The organism is Marinospirillum alkaliphilum DSM 21637 (genome assembly GCF_900119735.1).
GTDB classification, from domain to species: Bacteria; Pseudomonadota; Gammaproteobacteria; order Pseudomonadales; family Halomonadaceae; genus Marinospirillum; species Marinospirillum alkaliphilum.
The window spans coordinates 63110-87418 of the sequence record NZ_FPJW01000002.1 but is presented as its reverse complement, the minus strand read 5'-3'; the positions used below and the strand labels follow the sequence as shown (position 1 = coordinate 87418).

General features: G+C 55.0%; 21 protein-coding genes. 12 read left to right on the top strand and 9 right to left on the bottom strand.

The features are described 5' to 3' along the window. Nucleotides 1-321 precede the first annotated feature (321 nt). The 9 genes from hpaD to BT114_RS03595 all read left to right on the top strand — a co-directional run bounded on the left by hpaD (nt 322) and on the right by BT114_RS03595 (nt 9302). On the top strand, nt 322-1176 hold the full coding sequence (hpaD, locus tag BT114_RS03635) for a 3,4-dihydroxyphenylacetate 2,3-dioxygenase (protein ID WP_072324988.1): 855 nt from the start codon (nt 322-324) through the stop codon (nt 1174-1176). A gap of 82 nt (nt 1177-1258) precedes the next feature. Further along, a complete protein-coding gene (locus BT114_RS03630; RefSeq protein WP_072324987.1) occupies nt 1259-2689 on the top strand; it encodes an aldehyde dehydrogenase family protein in 1431 nt (476 codons plus the stop codon). Nucleotides 2690-2696: 7 nt separating this feature from the next. Next, a complete protein-coding gene (locus BT114_RS03625; protein ID WP_072324986.1) occupies nt 2697-3878 on the top strand; it encodes a multidrug effflux MFS transporter in 1182 nt (393 codons plus the stop codon). 35 nt (nt 3879-3913) lie between these two features. Continuing rightward, on the top strand, nt 3914-5107 hold the full coding sequence (locus BT114_RS03620) for a Bcr/CflA family multidrug efflux MFS transporter (protein WP_072324985.1): 1194 nt from the start codon (nt 3914-3916) through the stop codon (nt 5105-5107). Between the two features lie 148 nt (nt 5108-5255). Further along, a complete protein-coding gene (locus BT114_RS03615) occupies nt 5256-5639 on the top strand; it encodes a 5-carboxymethyl-2-hydroxymuconate Delta-isomerase (RefSeq protein WP_072324984.1) in 384 nt (127 codons plus the stop codon). Between the two features lie 206 nt (nt 5640-5845). Continuing rightward, nucleotides 5846-6889, top strand: coding sequence for a TRAP transporter substrate-binding protein (locus tag BT114_RS03610; RefSeq protein WP_072324983.1), 1044 nt, complete (start codon nt 5846-5848; stop codon nt 6887-6889). A 9-nt stretch (nt 6890-6898) separates the two neighbouring features. Then, nucleotides 6899-7417, top strand: a complete 519-nt coding sequence (locus tag BT114_RS03605) for a TRAP transporter small permease (protein ID WP_072324982.1) — start codon at nt 6899-6901, stop codon at nt 7415-7417. Nucleotides 7418-7439: 22 nt separating this feature from the next. Further along, the gene (locus tag BT114_RS03600; RefSeq protein ID WP_072324981.1) at nt 7440-8768 is read left to right on the top strand and encodes a TRAP transporter large permease; all 1329 of its coding nucleotides are present in this window, start codon (nt 7440-7442) and stop codon (nt 8766-8768) included. A 45-nt stretch (nt 8769-8813) separates the two neighbouring features. Continuing rightward, entirely contained in the window at nt 8814-9302 is a 489-nt protein-coding gene (locus BT114_RS03595) for a universal stress protein (protein WP_072324980.1), read from the top strand. A gap of 35 nt (nt 9303-9337) precedes the next feature. Here BT114_RS03595 and BT114_RS03590 read toward each other — a convergent pair whose 3' ends face one another. The 9 genes from BT114_RS03590 to metE form a co-directional block, all read right to left on the bottom strand. Next, a complete protein-coding gene (locus BT114_RS03590) occupies nt 9338-9775 on the bottom strand; it encodes a GlcG/HbpS family heme-binding protein (protein ID WP_072324979.1) in 438 nt (145 codons plus the stop codon). After that, nucleotides 9772-10215: a homoprotocatechuate degradation operon regulator HpaR gene (hpaR, locus tag BT114_RS03585; RefSeq protein WP_072324978.1), complete on the bottom strand. Its 444-nt coding sequence runs from the start codon at nt 10213-10215 to the stop codon at nt 9772-9774. Before hpaR ends, BT114_RS03590 begins: the two co-directional genes overlap by 4 nt. Nucleotides 10216-10437: 222 nt before the next feature. Then, complete coding sequence (hpaA, locus tag BT114_RS03580; RefSeq protein WP_072324977.1) at nt 10438-11343, bottom strand: 4-hydroxyphenylacetate catabolism regulatory protein HpaA; 906 nt, start codon at nt 11341-11343, stop codon at nt 10438-10440. 74 nt (nt 11344-11417) lie between these two features. Next, a complete protein-coding gene (gene hpaE, locus BT114_RS03575) occupies nt 11418-12953 on the bottom strand; it encodes a 5-carboxymethyl-2-hydroxymuconate semialdehyde dehydrogenase (protein ID WP_072324976.1) in 1536 nt (511 codons plus the stop codon). A 22-nt stretch (nt 12954-12975) separates the two neighbouring features. Then, nucleotides 12976-13758 carry a fumarylacetoacetate hydrolase family protein gene (locus BT114_RS03570; RefSeq protein WP_072324975.1) on the bottom strand — a complete coding sequence of 261 codons (783 nt, stop codon included), beginning with the start codon at nt 13756-13758 and terminating at the stop codon, nt 12976-12978. A gap of 3 nt (nt 13759-13761) precedes the next feature. After that, nucleotides 13762-14430: a fumarylacetoacetate hydrolase family protein gene (locus BT114_RS03565; RefSeq protein WP_072324974.1), complete on the bottom strand. Its 669-nt coding sequence runs from the start codon at nt 14428-14430 to the stop codon at nt 13762-13764. A 28-nt stretch (nt 14431-14458) separates the two neighbouring features. Continuing rightward, a complete protein-coding gene (hpaI, locus tag BT114_RS03560) occupies nt 14459-15265 on the bottom strand; it encodes a 4-hydroxy-2-oxoheptanedioate aldolase (protein ID WP_072324973.1) in 807 nt (268 codons plus the stop codon). 24 nt (nt 15266-15289) lie between these two features. Beyond that, the gene (gene hpaH / locus BT114_RS03555) at nt 15290-16093 is read right to left on the bottom strand and encodes a 2-oxo-hept-4-ene-1,7-dioate hydratase (RefSeq protein WP_072324972.1); all 804 of its coding nucleotides are present in this window, start codon (nt 16091-16093) and stop codon (nt 15290-15292) included. A gap of 245 nt (nt 16094-16338) precedes the next feature. After that, the gene (gene metE, locus BT114_RS03550; protein ID WP_072324971.1) at nt 16339-18621 is read right to left on the bottom strand and encodes a 5-methyltetrahydropteroyltriglutamate--homocysteine S-methyltransferase; all 2283 of its coding nucleotides are present in this window, start codon (nt 18619-18621) and stop codon (nt 16339-16341) included. A gap of 407 nt (nt 18622-19028) precedes the next feature. Here metE and BT114_RS03545 point away from each other — a divergent pair, with 407 nt between their 5' ends. From BT114_RS03545 to BT114_RS03535, 3 genes are all read left to right on the top strand, one after another. Beyond that, a complete protein-coding gene (locus BT114_RS03545; protein WP_072324970.1) occupies nt 19029-19946 on the top strand; it encodes a LysR family transcriptional regulator in 918 nt (305 codons plus the stop codon). 76 nt (nt 19947-20022) lie between these two features. Further along, the gene (locus BT114_RS03540; RefSeq protein WP_072324969.1) at nt 20023-21126 is read left to right on the top strand and encodes an efflux RND transporter periplasmic adaptor subunit; all 1104 of its coding nucleotides are present in this window, start codon (nt 20023-20025) and stop codon (nt 21124-21126) included. Between the two features lies 1 nt (nt 21127). Then, complete coding sequence (locus BT114_RS03535; RefSeq protein WP_072324968.1) at nt 21128-24286, top strand: efflux RND transporter permease subunit; 3159 nt, start codon at nt 21128-21130, stop codon at nt 24284-24286. Nucleotides 24287-24309: the final 23 nt, after the last annotated feature.

The window sequence follows — 24309 nt, the reverse complement described above, 5'->3', positions numbered from 1 at the left end:
TTTGAGAGCCATGAGGCGGGCAGCGGATGCAACTTGTTTAAATTATGGTCAGACAAATTCGCGAGCAGAAAGGTAAAAAATACTTTATTTATTGCACTTTCCTGTTTTAGCCTGATCCATAAACACCTTCTAGCCCGCTGGAAAGTCCGCCATCACTGGGCTAGAACCTCACCAACCCCGGCTTGAAACGGCCATGAAATGACTTCACCAAAGCAGAAAGGGACGGATTGACAGCTGCAGAAGCTTTGGACTAGCATTGCTTAATACTTAACATGTTAAATAATGCGACCACCAACCACAACAAAGAAGAAGGTGCTTACCATGGGCGAAATCGTACTCGCAGCAAAAATCACTCACGTACCCACCATGTTAATGTCTGAACAGCCAGGCAAACTTCACGGCTGCCGACAGCAAGCCATTGACGGTCACAAGGAAATTGCACGCCGTGCGCGCGCACTGGGTGCTGATACTGTGGTGGTGCTGGATACCCACTGGTTGGTGAATGCCGGTTTCCATGTCAACAGCAACGCTGAATTTAAAGGCGTATACACCAGCCACGAGTTCCCCCATTTCATCCAGAACCTGGCTTATGATTACCGTGGCAATCCAGCACTGGGTGACGCCATTGCTGCCAAGGCGACTGAAAAGGGTGTACACACCCTGTCTCATCAGGTACCAACCCTGGATCTGGAATACGGCACCCTGGTTCCAATGTATTTCATGAATCCGGAAGCCGATCTGAAAGTGGTCTCAGTGGCCGCCTGGTGCACAGTGCACAACCTGCAGGACTCCCGCAAACTGGGTGAAGCCATCCGCGAAGCAATTGAAGCCAGCGACAGCAAGGTGATGCTGCTGGCATCCGGCTCCCTGTCTCACAAGATCTGGGAAAACGAACTTTATGCTGCCAACAACGGCACCTTCACTATCTCGCGTGAGTTCAACCGTCAGGTGGATCTGCGGGTACTGGAGTTGTGGCAGCAAGGTGACATTGCCACCTTCCTGAAAATGCTGCCCGAGTATGCCCAATACTGCTCCGGCGAAGGTGGTATGCACGATACCGCCATGCTGTTTGGTGCGCTGGGCTGGGATCAATACACCGGCAAGGGTGAACTGATCGGCGAATACTTCCCCAGCTCCGGCACCGGCCAGGCCAACGTTGTATTCCCCGTCCTGTAATTGATTGGTGTTGCTGGCAGCCGGCTTCGGGCGGCTGCCTTATTTTTTGGCCTTGATGGCCCAGTGCCGGAGATCTTTTCCCATGTTGCAAGCATCCTACCCCTATTACCTGGCCAACGAAGCCTGTGCACCCAATCAGGATCTGGCGGTATATGATAAATACACCGGTGAAGTAGCCACACGCGTTGCAATGGCGGATGCCACTGCCATTGATGCAGCCATTGCCGCAGCCGAAGCAGCCGCTGAGCCCATGCGCAAAATGCCGGCCTACCAGCGCCAAGCCGTTTTGAATCACTGCGTGAAGCGTTTTGAAGAGCGCGCCGAAGAGCTGGCCCAGGCATTGTGTATTGAAGCGGGCAAGCCCATCAAAGATGCCCGTGGTGAAGTCACTCGCCTGATCGATACCTTCCGCATTGCCGCTGAAGAAGCGGTTCGAATCGGAGGAGAAGTTGTTCCGATGGATATCAGCCCACGCGCCAAGGGTTACACCGGCATGTGGAAGCGTGTACCGATTGGCCCCTGCTCATTTATTTCACCATTCAACTTCCCATTGAATCTGGCAGCCCACAAGGTGGCACCAGCCATAGCTGCTGGCTGCCCGTTTGTACTGAAGCCAGCCAGCCTGACACCCATCGGCGCCATTATCATTGGTGAAGTACTGGCTGAAACCGACCTGCCTAAAGGAGCTTTTTCGGTTTTACCCTGCCATCGGGATGGTGCTGATCTGTTCACCACCGATGATCGCCTGAAACTGCTCAGCTTCACCGGTTCACCTGAAGTAGGCTGGCAATTAAAAGCCAAAGCGGGTAAAAAGCCGGTGGTACTGGAGCTGGGCGGCAACGCTGCCTGTGTTGTTGATGAAGGCACCGATCTGGATGATGCCGTAGCCCGTATTGTATTTGGCGCCTATTACCAGTCTGGCCAGAGCTGTATCAGTGTGCAGCGTATTCTGGTGCACGAAAGCCATTACGATGAAGTGCGCAACAAGCTGACTGCAGCGGTTCAGGCGCTGCGCTCTGGTGACCCGAAAGATGAACAGACCTTTATTGGTCCCATGATTTCCGAGAAAGAAGCCACACGCTTGCACAACTGGGTGCTGGATGCCATTGCCAAGGGCGCAAAACTGCTGGCCGGTGGTGCTCGCGAGGGTGCCATGCTGCAGGCAACCCTGCTGGAGAATGTTGATCCTGCGCTGGATGTCTGCACCCAAGAAGCCTTCGGTCCGGTTGCAATCCTGTCCAGTTTCAGTGATTTTGATGAAGCACTGAAAACAGTCAACGACTCAGCTTTTGGCCTGCAGGCTGGTATTTTTACCCGCGACATCTACAAGATCCAGAAAGCCTGGGACGAACTGGAAGTCGGTGGAGTAGTGATTGGTGACGTACCTTCCTGGCGTGTGGATCACATGCCCTACGGCGGTGTAAAAGATAGCGGCCTGGGACGTGAAGGTGTGCGTTATGCCATCGAAGACATGACGGAACTGCGTTTACTCGTCATTCGCAACCCCCATTAATGACACAATGAAAACCCACCCACCGCTTGCACTGCTGATTTTCATCGCCATGGCCAGCCCGCTGGCCTTGAATGCTTTTGTTCCGGCCATGCCGGATGCAGCGCAAGCGCTGGGAACCGATAACGCCACCATCCAGCTGACGTTCACCCTCTACCTGCTGACCCTGGCACTGGGTCAACTGATCAGTGGTCAGTTGGGTGATTATTTTGGCCGACGCCCAGTGCTCTTGTGCGGTTTTGGCCTGCATGTGCTGGGCAGTCTGGTAGCGGCTCTGGCCGGAACCGTGGAAGTGCTGATTGTTGGCCGCATCCTGCAGGCACTGGGTGGCAGTACCGCGATGGCGCTGGCACGCACCATCCTGCTGGATGTTCATGGGCGTGAAGGCGCTGCCGGGCGCATGGGTTATCTGGTCATGGCCATTGCCCTGGCTCAGGCAATCGCACCAGCGGTGGGTGGTCTGCTGAACCTGTGGACCGGCTGGTACTCCATTTTTTACTTGTCGGTGGTAATGGGCAGCCTGGTGTGGCTGGTGGCCCTGAAGTTCCTGCCAGAAACCTGTCATCAGCGCAGCAGCAGCATCCGCCCCGTGGCGGTACTGCGCAGTTACCTGCTGGTACTGGGCACAGCACGCTATCGTGGTTATGTATTTTCCACCACGGCCCTGGCCTGTGCCTTTTATCTGTTTGTTGGCAGTGCACCTTATCTGGTGGTTGGCCCACTGGAAGGCAACTCGGCCCAGTTCGGTTTCTGGTTCCTGACCATTTCCTTTTCCTTTTTATTGGGCAGTTTTCTTGCCACACGCCTGGCCAACCATTTTTCCATGGATCAGGTCTTGCTGAGCGGCAATCTGCTGGCACTCACCGGTGCTGGGCTGCTGCTGGGGTTTTATCTGGTCAGCGGACTCACCTTTGCCAGCCTGTTTCTTCCCATGGCGCTGCTGGTGCTGGGGCGCGGACTGAGCCAACCCAATGCCCAGACAGCAGCCATCAGCAGTACCCAGGGGGCCGCCGGCACAGCATCCGGCATGATGGGGTTTATCCAGCTACTGACTGGCTCCTTATTGGCTCAGTCCGTGCCCTGGTTTATGGCCATGGACGTCGGCTGGATTTTTGTCGGCATCCTGTTGGCGACCCTGCTGGCCATTGCCACCCATTATTACGGCTGGAAACAACCCCGTCCGGCCATTTGACTCAACCCTGCAGGACCTGAGGAGCAAACCCCCAGATGGTGACCATCACTCAACCCCATCGCCTGATTGTACTGCTGGCAGCACTGGTTGCTTTTGGCCCCTTGTCCATCGACATGTACCTGCCCAGCTTGCCGCTGATCGCAGAAGAACTGAGCGCCAGCCAAGCGGATATCCAACTGACCATCAGCAGCTTTCTGGTTGGTTTGTTTATTGGCATGCTGTTTTACGGCCCGCTATCCGACAAGGTGGGCCGTCGCCCACTGTTACTGGGTGGCATCTGCCTCTATTTATTGGCCAGCATTGGCTGCCTGCTGGCCAGCTCGGCAGAGTGGTTGATTGCTGCACGCTTTTTACAGGCACTGGGGGCTGCTGCCGCATCGGTACTGGCACGCGCCATCGTGCGAGACCTCTTTCCGCTCAATGAAGCGGCACGCGTGTTATCGCTGATGCATCTGGTCACCATGATTGCCACCCTGATGGCCCCCTTGATTGGTGGTTACCTGATACTGCTGACTGGCTGGCGTTCGCTGTTTGTGGTGCTGTTTGTATTTGCTGCGCTGGTTTTGCTGGCTTGCATCTGGAAAATACCGGAAACCCACCACGGCAGCTCAAGAGGCAGCAGCCTTGCTGCGGTATTCAAAGCCTATGGACTCATCCTGCTGCACCCCGTGGCACTGGGTTACATCCTGTGCATGTCGCTGACCTTTGCCGGCATGTTTGCCTACATCACTGCCTCACCCTTTGTGTACATCGATTATTTTGGCATTTCACCACAAACCTACGCCTGGTTATTCAGTCTGAACATCGGCGGCATCATCCTGCTGGTGAGCCTGAATGCTCGTTATGTCGGCCGTTTGGGTACCCAGCGGCTACTGTGGCTGGCTGCCGCCCTGGCAGCCTCATCAGGGCTATTGATGCTCACTGCCGGAATCACTGGCTGGGGTGGCCTGCCACTGATTGTGGTGGCACTGCTGGGCTTTGTGAGTGTTACCGGGGTACTGGGTGCCAACTGCATGGCCAGCCTGCTGTCACACTTTCCCGAACGCGCCGGAGCCGCTGCAGGCATCGCCGTGGCTTGCCAGTTTGGCTTGGGAGCCGTGGCCAGTGGCCTGGTGAGCTGGCTGCATGATGGCAGCCCCCTGGCCATGGCCCTGGTTATTGGTGCAACCGGCCTGGGATCTCTGGTTGCACTGACACTGACTCGACAATCAGCACGTCTTGGCCACTAAAACCGGTCAGTCACGACCGGCTTTTGGTAGCGTTGACAAAACTTAATATGTTAATTAGATTTGACACAAGGGTGGCGCAGGTACTTTTGCTGCAGCCAAATAACCCATCGCACCATTGCTCGGACCATCACCAGGAGTAAGAAGCCTTATGCCGCATTTCATCGTGGAATACTCAGGCAACCTGCACCACCGACTGGAGTTTCAGCCGCTGTTTCAGGAGCTGCATGAATACGTGGTTTCTACCGGCGCCTTTCCAATCGGTGGTGTGCGTAGCCGCGCCATCCGTTGTGATGATTTCCGGGTTGCAGATGGACGGGCTGACTTCGCCTTCATCAATCTGAATCTGAAAATCGGCCACGGTCGGGACATGGCACTCAAACAACAGGTGGCAGAACGGGTGTTTGAGATTCTCTGCAACTGGATGAAACCCATCACTGACCACAGCTACTGCCAGATTTCATTTGAAATGACCGAGCTGGACCCGGTTCTTAAATTCAACAAAAACAACATTCATCCATTGTTTACCCAATAACCCATGCCACCGGCAGAAAACAAACCAGAGGAGGATGCCGCAACTTCAACAATAACAAGGTTTGCCCATCATCCGAGGCACACCGCAACAATCTGACGAAGTGCAGTGCAACTGCCATCCGTTTCCAGAACAGTCATGTTGGTCACCCACTCAAAAAAACAAGGGGACCACATGCAACACAATAAAAATACTACCGGAGACACGCCATGAAACTCTTAGGCAAAAACTTCAAAACCCTGGCTACCGCCTCCCTGCTCACTCTGGGTATGGCCGGATCCAGCCTGGTTGCTGCATCCACTACCCTGGTCGTAGGCACCTGGATGCCACCCAGCAACCCGATGAACGCAACTGCTCTGCCTACCTGGGCCCAGTGGGTCGAAGAGGCCACTGAAGGCCGTGTACGCGTACGCATTGAACAAGGTCTGGGCAACCCAGCTTCCTTCTACCAAATGGTTGAAGACGGCGTAATGAATGCAGGTTGGAGCTTCCATGGCTACCTGCCCGGCCGTTTCAGCTTGCCTATGGCCGTTGAACAGCCCGGTCTGGGTGTTACCGCCGAAGCAGCTTCAGCCGCCTTGTGGCAGGTACATGAAAAACACTTCGCCAAAGCCGACCAGTATGAGGGCTTAGAACTGCTGGGCCTGTTTACTCATGGCCCCGGTCAGATACACACCCGCGAACCCATCAACAGCCTGGCTGATTTGCGTAATAAGCGTATTCGTATTGGTGGTGGTGTGCAGGCTGCGCTGGGTCAACGCATGGGTGTATCCGCCGTTTCTGCTCCCGGCCCACAGGTCTATGAAATGCTGCAGCAGGGCGTCGCTGACGGCGTCTTTATGCCCGCTGGCGAGCAGCGCTCAGCCCGTCTGGCTGAAGTGGCACCCAACCTGACACTGTTACCCGGTGGCATGTACCTGGGCAGCTTTGCTTTCTTTATTGATCCAGAGTTCATGAAGGGACTTGATCCACGTGATGCTGAAGCCATTCGCCGTGTTTCTGGCTACAAGTTCTCTGTGATGGCCGGTAAAGCCTGGGATCAAGATGACGTTGAAGGCATCGCTTTTGCCCGCTCCCAAGGGGTTAATGTCATGGAGCTGAGCGATGATCATCGCATCGTGCGTGAATTCCGTGAGCTGAGCAAAGGAATGGATCAGGCCTGGATTGACAGTGTCAGACGTACCGGTGTTGATGCCGCAGCAGCTCTGGCTGACCTGCGTCGTATCGCTCGCGAGTATGCAGCGAAGAACTAGGAGCCAAACATGTCATTTGTGTCCTGGTTAAAGGCGCATTATGACGAGAAGGGGCCAGTCCGTTGGCTGGCCTTTCTTCTTGAATTGATTGCTGCCGTAGTCCTGATGGCTCTGATGCTGATTACCTGCATCGATGTTGTTGGACGTTATGTCTTTAATAATCCGCTACCGGGGTCTGTTGAGCTGACGCAAATCGGTATGGCACTGATGGTTTTTGCAGCCATGCCCGTTGTGACCTGGCGCGGCGGCCACATCGTGGTGGATTTGCTGGATCGTTACCTGCATCACTACGTTGTTAAAGGGCTGGCATTACTCTCTGCACTGGTGATTACTGCTTCCTTCTATTACCTCGGGAACCGGATTTACCAGTTGGGTGAACGCTCCATCCGTCGCGGTGAAGTAACGGAGTTCCTCGGCATCTCCATCGGTTATTTCGTGCAATACATTGCCATCATGAGCTGGTTTACCGCCTTTGGCATGATCACCTACGGTGTTTATCGCATTTTCTTTCAGGATAAATCCAACTAGTTGTTTTCACAGGTAGCTTTTTATGACCGTGTTGCTGATCGGCTTTGCTGTACTTCTTTTCCTGATCATCGTGGTGCGAATGCCGATCGCTTTCGCCATGGGATTGGTGGGCTTTTTTGGTTTCGCAGCCATGCTGGGGCTTTCCTGGGACAACTGGGATACATTCCGCTGGACGGCCCCCTTGTCCATGGCTGCCAATCGTGTGGTGGATACGGTGCAGAATTACAGCCTGTCGGTGATCCCTCTATTTATACTGATGGGCAACTTTGTGATGCGCTCAGGTTTATCACAAGAGCTCTATCATGCCTCCCACGCTTTTCTTGGGCATCGCAAAGGTGGCCTGGCCATGGCGACCGTTGTGGCCTGTGGTGGCTTCTCTGCAATCAGCGGTTCCAGCCTGGCCACCTCTGCCACCATGTCCAAAGTGGCTATGCCTTCCATGCGCAAATATGGCTACAGTGATTCTTTAGCCACCGCCACCATCGCTGCCGGTGGTTCTCTGGGCATTCTGATTCCACCCAGTGTGATTCTGGTGATTTTTGGTCTGCTGACTGAAACCAGTATTCGAGAACTCTTTGCTGCCGGTTTTATCCCCGGCATGATTGCGGTGCTTTTTTATCTGGGTGCTGTGCGTTATGTCGTCTGGCGCAATCCAGCCGCAGGCCCGGCAGCAGAACCCGTTCCCTGGAAGGAGCGCTTTATTGCCCTGCGCGGTGTATTGGGTGTACTGGGACTGTTTGTTCTGGTGATGGGCGGCATTTACCTGGGTGTTTTTACGCCCACCGAAGCAGCCGGCGTCGGGGCTGGTGGTGCCTTTTTGATTGCGCTGATGCGCCGCTCACTGACCTGGAGCAACCTGTTTGACACCCTGACCGATACCGCCCGCACTTCTGTCATGTTGCTGGCCGTGGTGATCGGCGCGCTGATTTTCAGTGACTTCGTCAACCGTGCCGGCCTTCCGGAAATCCTGCTGGCATTTGTCAACGGGCTGGATGTGGCCCCCATCGTGGTGATTCTGGCAATAGTGGGCATTTACCTGCTGCTGGGCATGGTGTTTGAAAGCCTGTCGATGATGCTGCTGACCATTCCGATTTTTTACCCGCTGGTGGCTGCGCTGGGCTTTGATCTGGTCTGGTTTGGCATCGTGGTGGTGATTGCCATTGAAATCAGTCTGATTACCCCACCGGTTGGCATGAACGTGTTTGTGCTCAGTGCGGTTTTGCGTGATGTAAAAACCAGCACCATTTTTAAAGGGGTAGGCCCCTTCTGGGTGGCTGACATCCTGCGCCTGTTGCTGATCATTTTTGTACCCGTGCTGGCACTGTTCCTGCCGGAGCTGCTGTACCGTTAAGCACCTTGTTGTTGCACCATTCAGGCCAGGAGCCAGGAGGTTTCGATGCTGTCCGATTTTCGCAAAATACTTTATGTGTCCGATCTGGAGCAGGGCGCCCGTCCTGCATTTCGTGCAGCAGTGAGCCTGTGCAATCACTATGACTCACGCATCACCTACCTGCATGTGATTGAGTCAGTGTCGGCTACTGCTCGCAGTGTGCTCAGCAACATGATGGAAAAACAGGATATTGAAGGTTTTCTGCAAGAGGGAGTGGATAAGCTGCGAGCCAAGGTCAAGGGGCGACTGGAGCGCTTCTGTGAACAGGAGTTGAGCGAGCACGAAAAAATGAACCCGGATCAGGTTGAAGTAAGAGTGGAAGAGGGCACTCCCTGGAAGGTGATCCTGAAGGTTGCCGATCAGATGGATGCGGATGTGATTGTTATGGGTACCCGCAAACACTCAACCCTGGGACAGATACTGCTAGGCTCTACTGCGGCCAAGACACTCAGTCACTCCAAGCGCCCAGTGCTGGTGGTGCCTCTGGCCGACTGACACTGCACCGGACACGCTGACACCCTGCCAGTCAATCAGCCCAGCAACTGCTTCAGAAAAGTGGCTGCTTGCCGGGCCAGGGCAGTGTCCTGTACTTCACTGGCACCGGAAACACCCACTGCACCGACAGGTTGCTGATCCACCACCAGCGGTACACCACCCCCAAACAGGGCCAGGCCATCTTGCAACGGCAGGCCCTGACGCACACCTTGAGATGCCTGTTGCAGGCGGGCATCCCAACCATCAGTGGCCATACCAAAAGCCAGGGCTGTAGTGGCTTTGCGTAGCGCAATATCCTGGCTGGGCGCCGGTGCCAGATCCATTTTTATACGCACTAATGGCACGCCAGCACGATCTACCACGGCCAATGCCACCTGCACACCCTGCTGTTCAGCCTGCAACAACAGATGGTCAGCCAGTTGCCGGGCAGCAGACAGACTTAGACTGGACCACTGCTGCAAAAGCACCGTCATGACTGACACTCGGACTTGCCGGGTTTGATCTGGGATAGTTTGTTCAGCAACTGACTTAACTGATCCAGACTTTCCTGTGAAAACTGCTCGGTGATTTCCCGATAACGGTCTTCCAGCAAAGGGGTCACCCGCTCAAACATGTCACTGGCTTTTTCAGTCAGGGTAATCAATACGCGGCGCTGATCTTCCGGTGAACGTCGGCGCTGGATATAACCCTGCTGCTCCAACCGGTTAATGATACCCGTCAGGCTGGGGCTAAGAATGCAGCAGAGATCAGCAAGCTGTTTGGATTCCAGCTCCTGATGCTGAGCCAGTGCACGAATGATGCGCCATTGCTGTTCCGTCAGAGCGATGTCCTGCAGTACTGGACGGAAGAAACTCATTGTCGCTTCGCGAGCTTTCAGCAACTTAAGCGGCAGGGATTCCTCGTATTTACGCATGGGGTCCACATAAAGGTTATGGCGGAGTGCATTGCCGGTTGATACTGACCAGAAAAGCGCTGATTAACCATTACGCGGGGTGATGCTGCATTCAAACAGACCGGCACCAGCATGGTTAGTCAGCGGCTTCTCGAATTAAACTTCAGATGTTAATTTTAACGATTAAGCAGGAATTGATAAAGGTTTTCAATGAGGCTGGCGAGAAGAAATACCGACCTCGAATTAATGTTGTTGCTGACGAAACTGCTGAGCCGTCAAGCCGGTGTGACGCTTGAAAAAACGTGAAAAATAGGCCGGGTCACTGAACCCCAGCTGGTAACAAATATCACTGCTTGCCAGATTACTGAAAGTCAGCAAGCGCTTGGCTTCCTGCACCAGATGGTCATGAATGATTTTTTTCGGTGAACGGTTGGCAATGCGCTGACATATCTGATGCAAGCGGCTTTCTGACAACCCCAGGCTACTGGTGTAATCCCGCAACTGCCAATGATCGCGATAATGCTCCTGGATCAGGCTGCTGAATTGGCGAAAGGCTCTCAGATCATCATTGTTAACGGAAGTACTCACCGCTTCACGAGCAGAAAGACGACTGATCTGAATCAGCAGCAGACGCACCAACGTCTGTAATGCCAGATCCTTGGCTGGATAAACATGACTCCATTCATTTCGTATGGCCTCCAGTGTTTGTACCACTGTTTTCCAATACACGCTTTCTTTTTCACCCAGACCATCAGCGGTGATACACAAAGCCCGATTCAGTTGCTGTTCCAGCTCCTGTTTCAAACCTTCTTTAAGCAATTGCCAGATCAGTGACTGGTGCAGGGTCAATACATGACCACAGGCATCAACACAAGTCAGGAAGGAGTGGGGAACGGAAGGGGGTGTCAGCACCAGGGCAGGACCTTGCGCCTGATAGATCTTGTCATCGATGTGAAAGCGCAGTTCACCACGATCAATGTAGTGAATCTGCAGGTACTGGGCATGGCGATGAACCGGCATGTCTCTCCCGAAAAACACCGCCAGGTTTTCCAGCACATCATAATGGATCGGTGCATCCAGATAGCGCCGATCATAATCCTGTCCCAGGATAATATTGGGTATCCATTCACTGTGGCTCGCGTCACTCATGCCAAGACTATAGCAGAAAATGGATGGCCTGCTGCTGCCAGCAACCAGGCAGCAACAGCAGGTTTTTCATCAGATCAACGCTTGCCGAGTGTTGGTACGCGGTGGGTGCCCTGGGCAATACAGACGTTTTTGGTTTCCATGTAGAAATCAAAACTCCAGTCACCGCCGTCACGACCAATGCCTGACATCTTGATGCCACCAAAGGGGGATGGCAGGTTGCGGTTGTTTTCTGAGTTCACCCACAACATGCCTGCTTCCACCTGCTTGGCCATGCGCAAGGCGCGACCGGTATTTTCAGTCCAGATATAACCGGACAAGCCATACTCGGTATCGTTGGCCAGGCGAACGGCTTCTTCTTCAGTGTCAAAGCTGATGGCCGTCAACACCGGGCCGAAGATTTCTTCCTGGGCAATGCGCATGCTGTTGCTGGCATGGGTAAACAGGGTCGGTTCCAGGTAATTACCAGCTGGATCCAGCGTACTGTTCGCGGTGGTGATGCGCTGACCACCCACAGCGATGGTGGCACCATCCTGGCGAGCAATGTCAAAGTAGCCCAGTACCTTGTTGTAGTGCTCGGTGTGCACCAGCGGCCCCACTTCGGTATCCGGGTCCAGCGAATGGCCCACCCGCAGGTTGCGTACCCGCTGCTCCAGCGCAGTGATAAAACGGTCACGAATGCCGCTCTGAATCAGCAGACGACTGGAAGAGGTGCAACGCTGGCCGTTCAAGCTGTAAATCATGAACACCACCGCATCCAGTGCGCGTTCAAAGTCAGCATCATCAAACACAATCACCGGGTTTTTGCCACCCAGTTCAAAGTGCATGCGTTTCAGGGTTGCAGCGCCCTGACGCATGATGTGCGAACCTGTCGCCGATTCACCAACCAGTGCCACTGCCTTGATGGCAGGGTGTTCAGTCAGGCGTTTGCCGACATCTTCACCAAAACCATTCACCATGTTCCACACACCCTTGGGCAGCACTTCATCAGCAATTTCTGCAAGGATGTAGGCACTGAGCGGCGTCAGTTCGGCCGGTTTGTGAACCACGGTGCAACCTGCCGCCAGCGCCGGAGCAATTTTCCAGGTGGACAACATGAAGGGTGTGTTCCACGGGGTGATGATACCCACCGGACCAATCGCTTTGCGAAGGGTGTAGTTAACGTGTTCATCCTGATGCAGTGCCAAACCATTTTGTGCTTCCGGTGCCTTGTCGGCAAAAAAACGGAAGTTGGCAGCGCCACGCACCGCAGCCTGCTTCATGAAACGGATCGGTTGACCACAGTCCATGGACTCAACCAGCGCAATTTCATCGGCACGCTCAACCAGACGATCTGCAAACTTGTGCAGCAGCTTTTTGCGCTCAGCACCCGGGGTGTTGGCCCAGCTTTCAAAAGCCGCTTCAGCAGCCTCGCAGGCAGCATCCATGTCTGCTACCGAACCAGCCATTACCTTGCCAAGGCTGGTGTTGTTGGTAGGAGTCAGATTTTCGTATTCACGCCCACCACTGCCCAGGGTGAAAGCACCGTTGATGTAGTGGCCAGTGGTGGTGTTTTTAAAGCGCTCCAGGTATTGGTTGGCGCGTTCAAGATTACTGGCGTAGGTATCACTCATCTTTTATCTCCTGACCTTCTTATTAGTATTTGTCGCCGTAGTATTCCTGCTCACTGACCATACGGGTCTCCAGTGAACAGACATTTTCGATACTGCAAACAATGGTGTCGCCCGGCTGGCAGTCAACAATGCCGTGCGGCGTGCCGGTACAGATCATGTCACCGGGGTTCAGGGTCATGATCTTGCTCAGGTATTCGATCACGTAGGGCACGTCAAAGATCATGTCTTTGGTGTTGCCGTCCTGTGTCAGCTTGCCGTTGACGGTGGTGGTCAATTTCAGTGCGTTGGCATCAGGGATGTCGGCGGTATCTACGATCCAGGGCCCCATGGGCAGCAGGGAGTCGCGGCTTTTGACGCGCAGATTGGGGCGGTAGTAGTTTTCCAGATAATCACGGATGGCAAAGTCATTGCACACGGTGTAACCGGCCACATAATCCAGGGCATTCTCACGCTTGATGTTCTTGCCAGTTTTACCAATCACTGCTACCAGCTCACACTCATAGTGCTGGTACTCGATACCGTCAGGGCGGTAACTCACCTGTTTGTGGCCGGTCAGTGTGTTGGCGTGTTTGATGAACACCAGTGGTTCTTTGGGTGGTTCAAAGGCCAGTTCGGTGGCATGGTCGGCATAGTTGATGCCCAGCGCAAAAATAGTACCCGGCTCTTTAACCGGTGGCAGCCAGGTGATCAGATCTGAATCCAGCGCAACATCCAGCTGTTCGCCGTTTTGGGTGGTGATCCGATCCTGGGCATCAATATCAACATCCAGTTCACGACCTTCAAAAATGATGCGTGCGTGTCTCATGGATCAAGCTCCTCCCAGGGTGTTGGTCAGGGTGCCGATACCCTCAATGCTGGCGGCAACCTTATCGCCCTTGGCAACAGGTACACGATTACCGGCAAAACCCACAGCAATCACTTCACCAGGCTGCAAGGTCATGATGGAAGAAATGATACTGATCAGTTCAGCAACACTGCGCTGCATCTGGCTCAGCTTAAAAACACTCTTAACACTGCCATTCACAGTGATGCTGATACTCAGGGCATCTGGGTTGGCAATTTCTGCCGCTGGTATGATTTTTGGACCGACGGGTGCGGAGGTATCCAGGCACTTGCCTTTGATATCCGGGCGGTAGTAGTTCTGTTCAGGCAGTGAGTAGTCAGCAACCACTGTGTAACCGCCGACATGGCTCAGGGCCTCTTGTGGACTGACGCGGCAGGTGGTTTTGCCAATCACCACCCCCAGACTGGCACCCACCACCATTGCAGCGACGGGGTTGCCGTCAAAATCCCTGGCCCATTCAACCTCAGCACCCTCCTGACTCCAGGTGTTGCGGGGTTTGTAATAAAGTACCGGCTGGGTCGGCGGTTTTTTGTAAGGGTCTTGATGAAAGGTTGCATCCAGTGCAGCCAGCTGCGCCTTGTCATTCAGCGCCACACAAACCAGCTTGCTGTGAACCAGTGAGTTTGCAGTCATGGTTAACCTTCTCTTGTTTTTAACAGGTTCAGTAGCCTGCCTGAGGTTTCACTTCTTCAACCGGCGCACCTTGTTTGAAGCGCTGCGCCAATTTGCGGGTTTCCTGTGCCAGAATCAGGGTATCCACCCCAACACCAACAAAATTGGCACCTTCATTGATGTAGGTGTTCGCCAGTGATGGGTCCAGACACAGCAGACCGGCATACTTACCGGCGGCACGGATACGGTTGAGGCCGTTATTGATGGTTTCCACCACCACTGGATGACCGGCATCACCGATATAACCCATGGATGCCGACAGATCCGAGGGGCCGATAAAGACCCCATCCACACCTTCGACGGCAAGGATGGCATCCAGATTGTTCATGGCACTGGCGGTTTCCACCTGAACGATCAGGCAGATTTCATCATTGGCCTTGTGCAGGTAACCGGGGATCTGGTTCCAGCGTGCGGCACGCGCCAGTGAAGTACCCAGCCCACGAATACCCGCAGGTGGGTAACGCACGGCGCGAACCAGCTGCTCCGCCTGCTCAGCGCTTTCCACCATCGGCACCAGCAGGGTTTGTACACCAATATCCAGCAGCTGCTTGATCAGAGCGGTATTACCCTCCACACAGCGCACAATCGGTGCCACATCATAGGGTGCCATGGCTTGCAGATGAGCCATGATGCTGCGCAGATCAAACGGGGCGTGTTCACCGTCAATCAACAACCAGTCAAAACCGGCTCCGGCAGCAATTTCAGCAGCCGTGTTGTCTGGCAGGCCAAGCCACAGGCCGTACTGAGGATGACCACTGGCCAGCTTTTGTTTAAAACGGTTTTTTGGCAGTTCCATGATGGGACTCCGTGATCCGTTGGCTCAGGAAAAATGCAGGGTTACACCACCCAGCGTACCGAAGTCGGCATGCACGGTATCACCAGCCTTGACCGGTACCGGGCGGGTGAAAGAACCGGAAAGAATGATCTGGCCAGGTTCAAGACCAATGCCATGGGGAGCAAAACGCTTGCACACCCAGGAAATACCCTTCAGTGGGTTACCCAATACCCCCCCCGCCAGACCGGTTTCTTCAATCTGGCCGTTCAGGTACAACATGCAGCCAGCCCAGCGCAGATCAATATCCATCGGACGGATGGGGCGGCCACCCAGTACAATGCCTGCATTGGCTGCATTGTCAGCAATGGTGTCAAATACCTTACGGGTATAACCAGTGACGGGGTCGGTCCGCAGACAACGTGCAGCAATCAGCTCCAACGAAGGAATCACATAATCGGTGGCATCAATCACATCAAAAATGGTGACGCTCTCACCAAACAGCGGCTTTTTAAGGATAAAAGCCAGCTCCACTTCGATACGTGGATCAAGAAAATCAGAAGCAGGAATGGTGGCACCATCTTCAAACAACATGTCATCCAGCAAAACGCCATAATCCGGCTCATCAATATTGGATGACATTTGCATGGCACGAGAGGTCAAGCCAATCTTGTAACCGATCACCTTGCGACCGTCATTGATCTTGCGATCAACCCATGCCTTCTGTACGGCATAGGCATCACCCATATCCATGGTGGGGTAGTCGAGGGTCAGGGCGGAAATCTGCTGGCGGCTGACTTCAGCCTGATACAGACGGTCTGCCGCCTGCTGGATCTGCTCTTGCGTTAACATGCTGGAATCACCTATACGGACGTTGGACGCCATTTCTAATTTGTTTCTCAACTCACTTGCAGCAGAGCACCTGTCCACCCAATGCCTGACTACAAAAAAGAAACTGTTTTTAGTCTGTCTGAAGCTGGTATTTTAGTTAATATATTAACTAAGTCAACACACCTATTCAATCAGGAGCTTGAGCCGGTACATCTAAAAAAACGGCTAGCAGGTTACCCGGCTAGCCGTTTTTTTATTACTTGTGGTCAGTTCAATTGCCGCAACTGCCGGGTTGCTTCCACCATGGCAGCCAGTGCCGGGGTGACTTCTTCCCAGCGGCGGGTTTTTAAACCGCAGTCAGGGTTGACCCACAGCCGCTGTGGCGGGATTTTTTCCGCGGCCTTTTTCATCAGCGCTACCATCCAGTCCACTTCGGGGATGTTGGGGCTGTGGATATCATAAACACCCGGCCCGATTTCGTTGGGGTAGTCAAAGTCTTCGAAAGCATCCAGCAGCTCCATATTGGAGCGTGAGGTTTCGATGGTGATGACATCGGCATCCAGATCAGCAATGGCCTGGATGATGTCGTTGAACTCTGAATAACACATGTGGGTGTGAATCTGTGTGGAGTCTGCCGCCACCGCAGCGGTCAACCGGAAGCTGTCCACTGCCCAGCGCAGGTAGGCCGCCCAGTCAGCCTTGCGTAGTGGCAGTCCTTCACGGAACGCTGGCTCATCAATCTGGATCACCCGGATGCCAGCGGCTTCCAGATCCCGCACTTCGTCGCGCAGCGCCAGTGCAATCTGTTTGCAGGTGGTTTCACGCGGCTGATCATCCCGCACAAAAGCCCACTGCAGGCAGGTCAGCGGCCCGGTCAGCATGCCTTTCATCGGGCGATCCGTGAGGGACTGGGCAAAGACGCTCCATTCCACCGTCATGGCCTGGGGACGGGAGACATCACCGTAGATCACCGGTGGTTTCACACAACGAGAACCATAACTCTGCACCCAGCCAAAGCGGGTGAAGGCGTAACCCTGCAGCTGTTCACCGAAATATTCCACCATGTCGTTACGCTCGGCTTCACCATGCACCAGCACATCAATGCCCAGTTGCTCCTGCTGGCGAATGCAGTAGGCAATCTCCTGCTGCATGGCTGCACGATAAGCGGCTTCATCCAGCGTTCCGGCCTTGTAATCCCGCCGCGCCTTGCGAATTTCCGGTGTCTGCGGAAAAGAACCGATGCTGGTGGTCGGGAACAGCGGCAGCTTCAACCAGTCCTGCTGCGCCTTGATGCGCTCGGCATAGGGTGCATCCCGCTCCAGCATGGCCGGATCCACAGCCGCCAGGCGCTGCTGCACGGTCGGCTGATGAATGCGATGTGAGCCATTGCGGCTGATGCGTGCCTGACGGTTGGCTTCCAGCGCCTGACGTTGCTCGGCAGTAACACCGCCACTGAGGCTGGCCACCAGCAGAGTCACTTCATCCAGTTTCTGGCGGGCAAAAGCCATCCAGGATTTCAGCTCGTTATCCAACTGATCTTCCTGCACCAGATCGTGGGGCACATGCAACAGGGAACAGGAAGGCGCCAGCCACAGGCGCTCACCCAGACGTTCCAGCGCTTCACTGAGTTGCTGATTCAGGGATTCCAGATCCGAACGCCAGATGTTGCGACCATCAATCACTCCGGCAGACAGGATTTTGTAGGCAGGCAGACGGTCCAGCACTTGTTGCAGTTCCTGCGGTGCCCGCACCAGATCCAGGTGCAGACCATCCACCGGCAGTTGCACCGCCAGCCCCAGGTTGTCCTCCAGACCACCAAAATACACTGCCAGCAGCTTTTTCACCGGTGCAGACTGCAGCTGGTTGTAGGCCGTTTCAAAAGCCTGTTTCCAGCTCTGTGGCAGATCCAGCGCCAGAATCGGTTCATCCAGTTGCACCCAACTGACACCCTGATTCGCCAGTTTTTGCAGCAGTTGGGCATACACTGGCAGCAGCTCCGGCAACAACGCCAGACGATCAAAATCACCCTGCGCCTTGCCTTGCCATAAAAAGGTCAGGGGGCCGGTTAATACCACCTTGACCTGATGCCCCAGTGCCAGGGCTTCCTGAACTTCCGACAACAGCCGCTGAGGTTGCAGGGAGAAGGTCTGTTGCGATTGAAATTCAGGGACCAGGTAGTGGTAGTTGGTATCAAACCACTTGGTCATTTCGCAGGCTGCTGCCGGTGTACCGGTGGGTGCTCGACCACGTGCCATGCAGAAATAAGTATCCAGATCGGCTTGCTCCGGTGCAGTCTGAAAACGTGGTGGAATCACACCAAACGCCAGGCTGAGATTCAGGATCTGGTCATAAAAGGCAAAATCACCAACGGTGACAAAATCCAGTCCGGCATCCTTTTGTTCCTGCCAGTGGCGGGCGCGCAGTTCCTTGCCGGCCTGCTCCAGTGCCTCACGGGTCAGTTCACCGGCCCAGTAGGCTTCAAGGGCTTTTTTCAATTCACGCTGGGCACCAATGCGGGGGTAGCCAAGGGTATGGGTGGTCAGTTTCATGTTTCTCATTTCCTGAAGATAGTGCCAACGCTCGCTTCTGCAAGGTAGCCTGCGTATCACTGGGCTCGACCTTCCCGGTCTCAACCAGTGCGCTTCGCTGTCTTGTGCCGCACATGGATGTGCCAATGCAGCGATAGCAGGAAGCAATAGCTGCCTCCGCTTTATGCAGGCAAACCTTGCCGCGAGCTAGATATAGTGGAGAAGTAAGGCATCACTGGTTCAGGCTTTCAGCCTTACACCTCATGTCGTTGAGTCTTGTTGATGGCCGTAAGCAATGGATAGCTCACGCTCCACCAGTCAGTGACAAGCTGTGTTTTCCAACTTGCAGTATTCTTCAGGAAGGGGATAATTGAATCAAACTCAAGTTTTTCCCATTAAAGCTGAATGAAATTCAACTGGAAGCAAACATGATCGAATTAAGGCATCTGAAAACCCTAGTGGCGCTGCGCAGTACCGGCAGTCTGGTGGATGCTGCCGACCGCCTGCATCTGACTCAGTCTGCGCTGTCGCATCAGTTGAAGGCGCTGGAGCATCTGCTGGATGCAGAGTTGTTCATCCGCAAGAGCAAACCCCTGCAGTTCACCCCCGCCGGACAGCGGCTGCTGAAGCTGGCGGATGATCTGTTGCCCAGAGTTGAAGCAGCACAACGGGATCTGCAGCGCCTGAGCAGTGGTCAGGCCGGTCGGCTGCATCTGGCGATTGAGTGCCACAGTTGTTATCAGTGGCTGATGCCGACGCTGGATGCCTTTCGGCAGAAATGGCCGGAGGTGGAGGTGGATGTACCCGGTGGCCATCATTTTGCCCCGCTGGGCGCATTAAAGCGTCAGGAGCTGGATCTGGTGATCACCGCTGATCCCCGTCCGATTGAAGGCATCTGTTACACCCCGTTGTTCCGTTATGAAAGCCTGCTGGCGATCCCGAAAGACCATGCCTTTGCCGCAAAGGACTGGATTGAGCCTGCCGATCTGGCCGGGGAAACACTGATCACCTATCCGGTGGAACGCAATCTGCTGGATGTGTTCGGTCATTTTCTGGACCCGGCCGGGGTGGAACCGGCGGCCATCCGCACGGCCGAGCTGACCATACTGATGATGCAGCTGGTGGCCAGTCATCGAGGGGTCTGTGCGCTGCCCAACTGGGCACTGACCGAGTATCTGGAACGCCAGTATGTGATTGCCCGGCGCATGGGGCAGGAAGGCACCTGGGGTACACTTTATGCTGCGCACCGTGAGCAACAGCAGGGGTTGGCCTTTATCAGTGACTTTATTGATACTGCCCGACAGATTTCAGCACAGGTTTTGAGTGGTATTCGTCCTGTCGATTAAACTTGCCGCACCGCATCATCTTGCTGCAAACTGAGCGCAAACAGACGTTCCAGTCTAATTGATCGGACCTGCTCTTATGCTCAAGTCAACCACCCTGTCCCGAAAAACCCTGTCTGCCATCCTGGCTGCGGTACTGTTACTGCTGTTGATCCTCTGGTTATGGAGTGGTGAATCCCGCTCCAGCCAGGTGCAGGCACCCGCCCCTTCAGCCAGCCCGGATACCAGCACCCCCTTTCGAGTGGAAACACGCTGGCTGGAAGCCGAACCTTTTCAGCCAGTACTGACCCTGCAAGGTCAGTTGCAACCCTCTCAGCAAGTCGAAGTGCGTGCGGAAACCGGTGGCCGGGTGCAATCACTGTTAACCCGGGAAGGCCAGCAGATCCAGCAAGGCACTACCCTGCTACAGCTGGCCGAGGACACCCGCCCGGTACGCCTGCAACAATTACAGGCTGAGCGGGATACCCGTGCTGCAGAACTGCGCGCTGCGGAACGCCTGCGAGATGCCAACCTGCTGTCGGAAACCGACCGCATGCGCCTGATCAGCAGCTTGAAGCAGATTGAAACAGATATTGCAGTAACCGAGCTGGACCTGGCTCACACCCGCCCGATTGCACCTTTTGATGGTTTGCTGGAGCAACGCCATGTTGAACTGGGGGAGTTTATACAGCCTGGCCAGCCTCTTTTCACACTGATTCAGATCAACCCGCTCAAGGCCGTGGCACACGTTCCCCAGCAGCGTGTCAAAGGTGTGGTTCCTGGACAGCAGGTTACTCTGGAATTACTGGATGGTCGCCAGTTTCAGGGGCGCGTCAGCCATCTGGGTAGCCTGGCCGATCCTGCGACCCGTACCTTCCGGCTGGAGGCCACCTTTGACAATCCCGAACAACAACGCCTGGCCGGTGCCAGTGCCAGCCTGCACATTCGCCAGGCAGCCACCACTGCTCACTTCATTTCGCTGGCACTGCTGAGCCTGGATGAACGAGGTCAGCCAGGCATCAAGCATGTGGATGAACACCACCGGGTGGTTTTCAGTCCGGTGCAGCTGCTAAGCAGCAATACGCAGGGGGCCTGGGTGGCTGGACTGCCACCTCGTGTACAGCTGATCACTCTGGGAGGTGGTTTTGTTGCAGCCGGCGAAACAGTAACCCCCGTGCTCCAGACCACAAGGGAGCAACACTGACATGCACGCACTGATTCGTGCTGCCATCCAGCGCAGCCGTGCAACACTGCTGGCACTGGTGTTTCTGGTGCTGGGCGGCTGGGGTGCTTACCTGACCATTCCCAAGGAAGCCTTCCCGGACATCACCATTCCTTTTGTGTACATCTCCATGGGCCTGGAGGGCATCAGTCCTGAAGATGCCGAGCGCCTGCTGGTGCGACCGATGGAGCAGGAACTGCGCTCACTGGAAGGCATCAAGAAAATGACCGGCATGGCATCTGAAGGCCATGCCTCAGTGCTACTGGAGTTTGATGCCGGCTTTAATCCTGATCGGGCCCTGCAGAACGTGCGTGAGAAGGTTGATACTGCCCGCAGCAAACTGCCTTCGGAAGCAGACGAACCCAGAGTGCATGAAATCAACACGGCACTGTTTCCCATTCTCTCCATCGGTCTGTCCGGTCCGCTGGATGAAGCCACGCTGGTAGGCATCGGTCGGCGCCTGAAAGAGGAACTGGAAGCCATTCCGGCAGTGCTGGAAGTGGATATCGGTGGTGATCGTGAAGATCTGCTGGAAATCCTGGTTGATCCTCAGGCGATGGAGAGTTACGGACTGGATTACGGCCAGTTGTTCAGTCTGGTATCCCGCAACAACCGGCTGGTCGCTGCCGGAAGCCTGGATACCGGTGCCGGACGCATGGCCATGAAGGTGCCCGGTGTGATCGAAACGCTGGATGACTTGATCCACATGCCGATCAAGGTGGAAGGCAGCCAAGTGGTCACCTTTGGAGATCTGGCCAGCATTCACCGCACCTTCAAGGATCCAGCCGGTTTTGCCCGTATCAACGGTCAACCGGCACTGGTATTGGAAATCACCAAACGCACCGGTGCCAACATCATCGAAACGGTCACCCACATCAAGGCTCTGCTGGATGCTGCCCTGCCCCTGCTGCCGGAAGGGTTGGAAATTGATTACATCATGGACCAGTCGATTGAGGTGGAGGACACCCTTAAAGACCTGCTGAACAACGTTGCCACCGCCGTGGCACTGGTGATGCTGGTGGTGATTGCCGCCATGGGACTGCGTTCAGCGTTGCTGGTGGGCATCACCATCCCCGGTGCCTTCCTGGTCGGTATTCTGCTGATCTGGTCGCTGGGTTACACCCTCAACATGATGGTGCTGTTTTCACTGATTCTGGTGGCCGGCATGCTGGTGGACGGTGCCCTGGTGGTCACCGAGCTGGCGGATCGTTACCTGGAAGAAGGACTGCAACCATCAGAAGCCTGGCGTCAAGCCGCCAGCCGCATGGCCTGGCCGATCACCGCATCCACAGCCACCACCCTGTCAGTGTTTGCGCCACTACTGTTCTGGCCGGGCATGGTCGGGGAGTTCATGAAGTTCCTGCCGATCACGGTGATTCTCTGCCTGCTGGCTTCACTGGCCATGGCTCTGATCTTTCTGCCATCCCTGGGCAGTGTCGCCGGTGGCGGCAAACAATCCACCCCGGACGTCACTGCCGCCCAACCCCAGGGGGAAAACATCGATTTTCATGCCGGACAGAACAACTCCAGCCGTTTCGGTCAGGCCTATCGTCAGCTGTTAAATAACCTGTTGCAGCGACCGGGCTGGACACTGGCAGGTATGCTGGCACTGATCCTGCTGATTTATCTGGCTTATGGCCGTTTTAATCACGGCGTCGACTTTTTCCCGGATGTTGAACCCGAGTCCGCTCAGGTACAAATCCGCGCCCGTGGTGATTTATCTGTTCATGAGCGTGATGCTTTGGTACGCCGGGTTGAACAGCGTCTGCTGGGCATGCCTGAAATCAAGGCACTTTATGCCCGATCCTTTGCCGGACAAGCGGGTGGTGGCTTATGGGGCAGCATGCCGGAAGACACCATTGGTGTGGTGCAGTTCCAGTTCATTGATTGGCATCAACGCCGTCCGGCCAGACAGATCATGCAGGACATGCGCGAACGCACTGCAGATCTGGCTGGTGTGTACCTGGAGTTCCGCCAACAGGAGCAAGGCCCCGGTGGTGGCAAGCCGGTGGTGCTGGAAATCAGCTCCTCCAGTACCCTGATGGCAGAACAAGCATTGGAACAGCTGCTCGAACAAATGCAACAACTGGGAGGATTCACAGACTTTCAGGATGATCGCAACCTGCCGGGCATTGAATGGCGTTTTCTGGTTGATCGAGAAGCCGCAGCTCGTTACGGTGCGGACGTTTCAGCCGTGGGCAATGCCGTGCAACTGGTTACCACCGGGTTGATGCTGGCCAGTTATCGCCCGGAAGATGCCACGGACGAGGTGGATATTCGGGTTAGATTGCCGATGCAGGCCAGAACCCTTGACCAGCTTGAACGCATGACCCTGCAGACCAGTGTTGGACTGATCCCTTTAAGCAATTTTGTTCGCCTTGAACCGGCACCCAAAACGGGAACGTTACGCCGCCTGAATGGCCAGCGCACCCTGACCCTGCAGGCTGATCTGGAAGCAGGTTATCAACTGGATGAGCGCCTGTCCGTGCTGCGCCCTTATTTTGCCGACCTGCCAGAGGGTGTGACGGTGCGTGTTGGCGGTGAGGATGCCGACATGCAGGAAGCCGCTCAATTCCTGGTGGCTGCATTTTTTGTGGCGATTTTCCTGATGCTGCTGATTCTGGTGCTGCAATTCAACAGCCTGTATCAGACACTGCTGGTGATGTCTGCCATTCTGTTTTCCACTGCCGGGGTGCTGCTGGGCCTGATGCTGGCCGGGCAACCCTTTGGCATTGTCATGGTGGGTATGGGCATCATTGCCCTGGCAGGCATAGTGGTGAACAACAACATCGTGTTGATTGACACTTACAACCGCATCCGTCAACAGGGATTAAAAGCGCGTGAGGCAGCACTGGAAACCGGCTGCTTACGTCTGCGCCCGGTGTTGCTCACGGCAGTGACTACTATTCTGGGTTTGATGCCAATGGTGGTGGGTGTGAACGTTAATCTGATGGAACCCAGCCTGGGTTGGGGTGCACCTTCCACCCAGTGGTGGCGACAGCTTTCCAGCGCCATTGCCGGTGGCCTGGCTTTTGCTACCCTGCTGACGCTGATCCTGACACCCTGCATGCTGGTATTGGGGGATCGCCTGTCGCTGACTTATCGGCGTCTGAGTCGTGAACAACAGCAATCCAGCGTATAAAAAAACCCGGCCAGCCTTACGGC

What these genes read in the sequence shown, in the direction of transcription:
- hpaD (WP_072324988.1), top strand. Translation starts at nt 322, where the DNA reads ATGGGCGAAATCGTACTCGCAGCAAAAATCACTCACGTACCCACCATG.
- BT114_RS03630 (WP_072324987.1), top strand. Translation starts at nt 1,259, where the DNA reads ATGTTGCAAGCATCCTACCCCTATTACCTGGCCAACGAAGCCTGTGCA.
- BT114_RS03625 (WP_072324986.1), top strand. Translation starts at nt 2,697, where the DNA reads ATGAAAACCCACCCACCGCTTGCACTGCTGATTTTCATCGCCATGGCC.
- BT114_RS03620 (WP_072324985.1), top strand. Translation starts at nt 3,914, where the DNA reads ATGGTGACCATCACTCAACCCCATCGCCTGATTGTACTGCTGGCAGCA.
- BT114_RS03615 (WP_072324984.1), top strand. Translation starts at nt 5,256, where the DNA reads ATGCCGCATTTCATCGTGGAATACTCAGGCAACCTGCACCACCGACTG.
- BT114_RS03610 (WP_072324983.1), top strand. Translation starts at nt 5,846, where the DNA reads ATGAAACTCTTAGGCAAAAACTTCAAAACCCTGGCTACCGCCTCCCTG.
- BT114_RS03605 (WP_072324982.1), top strand. Translation starts at nt 6,899, where the DNA reads ATGTCATTTGTGTCCTGGTTAAAGGCGCATTATGACGAGAAGGGGCCA.
- BT114_RS03600 (WP_072324981.1), top strand. Translation starts at nt 7,440, where the DNA reads ATGACCGTGTTGCTGATCGGCTTTGCTGTACTTCTTTTCCTGATCATC.
- BT114_RS03595 (WP_072324980.1), top strand. Translation starts at nt 8,814, where the DNA reads ATGCTGTCCGATTTTCGCAAAATACTTTATGTGTCCGATCTGGAGCAG.
- BT114_RS03590 (WP_072324979.1), bottom strand. Translation starts at nt 9,775, where the DNA reads ATGACGGTGCTTTTGCAGCAGTGGTCCAGTCTAAGTCTGTCTGCTGCC.
- hpaR (WP_072324978.1), bottom strand. Translation starts at nt 10,215, where the DNA reads ATGCGTAAATACGAGGAATCCCTGCCGCTTAAGTTGCTGAAAGCTCGC.
- hpaA (WP_072324977.1), bottom strand. Translation starts at nt 11,343, where the DNA reads ATGAGTGACGCGAGCCACAGTGAATGGATACCCAATATTATCCTGGGA.
- hpaE (WP_072324976.1), bottom strand. Translation starts at nt 12,953, where the DNA reads ATGAGTGATACCTACGCCAGTAATCTTGAACGCGCCAACCAATACCTG.
- BT114_RS03570 (WP_072324975.1), bottom strand. Translation starts at nt 13,758, where the DNA reads ATGAGACACGCACGCATCATTTTTGAAGGTCGTGAACTGGATGTTGAT.
- BT114_RS03565 (WP_072324974.1), bottom strand. Translation starts at nt 14,430, where the DNA reads ATGACTGCAAACTCACTGGTTCACAGCAAGCTGGTTTGTGTGGCGCTG.
- hpaI (WP_072324973.1), bottom strand. Translation starts at nt 15,265, where the DNA reads ATGGAACTGCCAAAAAACCGTTTTAAACAAAAGCTGGCCAGTGGTCAT.
- hpaH (WP_072324972.1), bottom strand. Translation starts at nt 16,093, where the DNA reads ATGTTAACGCAAGAGCAGATCCAGCAGGCGGCAGACCGTCTGTATCAG.
- metE (WP_072324971.1), bottom strand. Translation starts at nt 18,621, where the DNA reads ATGAAACTGACCACCCATACCCTTGGCTACCCCCGCATTGGTGCCCAG.
- BT114_RS03545 (WP_072324970.1), top strand. Translation starts at nt 19,029, where the DNA reads ATGATCGAATTAAGGCATCTGAAAACCCTAGTGGCGCTGCGCAGTACC.
- BT114_RS03540 (WP_072324969.1), top strand. Translation starts at nt 20,023, where the DNA reads ATGCTCAAGTCAACCACCCTGTCCCGAAAAACCCTGTCTGCCATCCTG.
- BT114_RS03535 (WP_072324968.1), top strand. Translation starts at nt 21,128, where the DNA reads ATGCACGCACTGATTCGTGCTGCCATCCAGCGCAGCCGTGCAACACTG.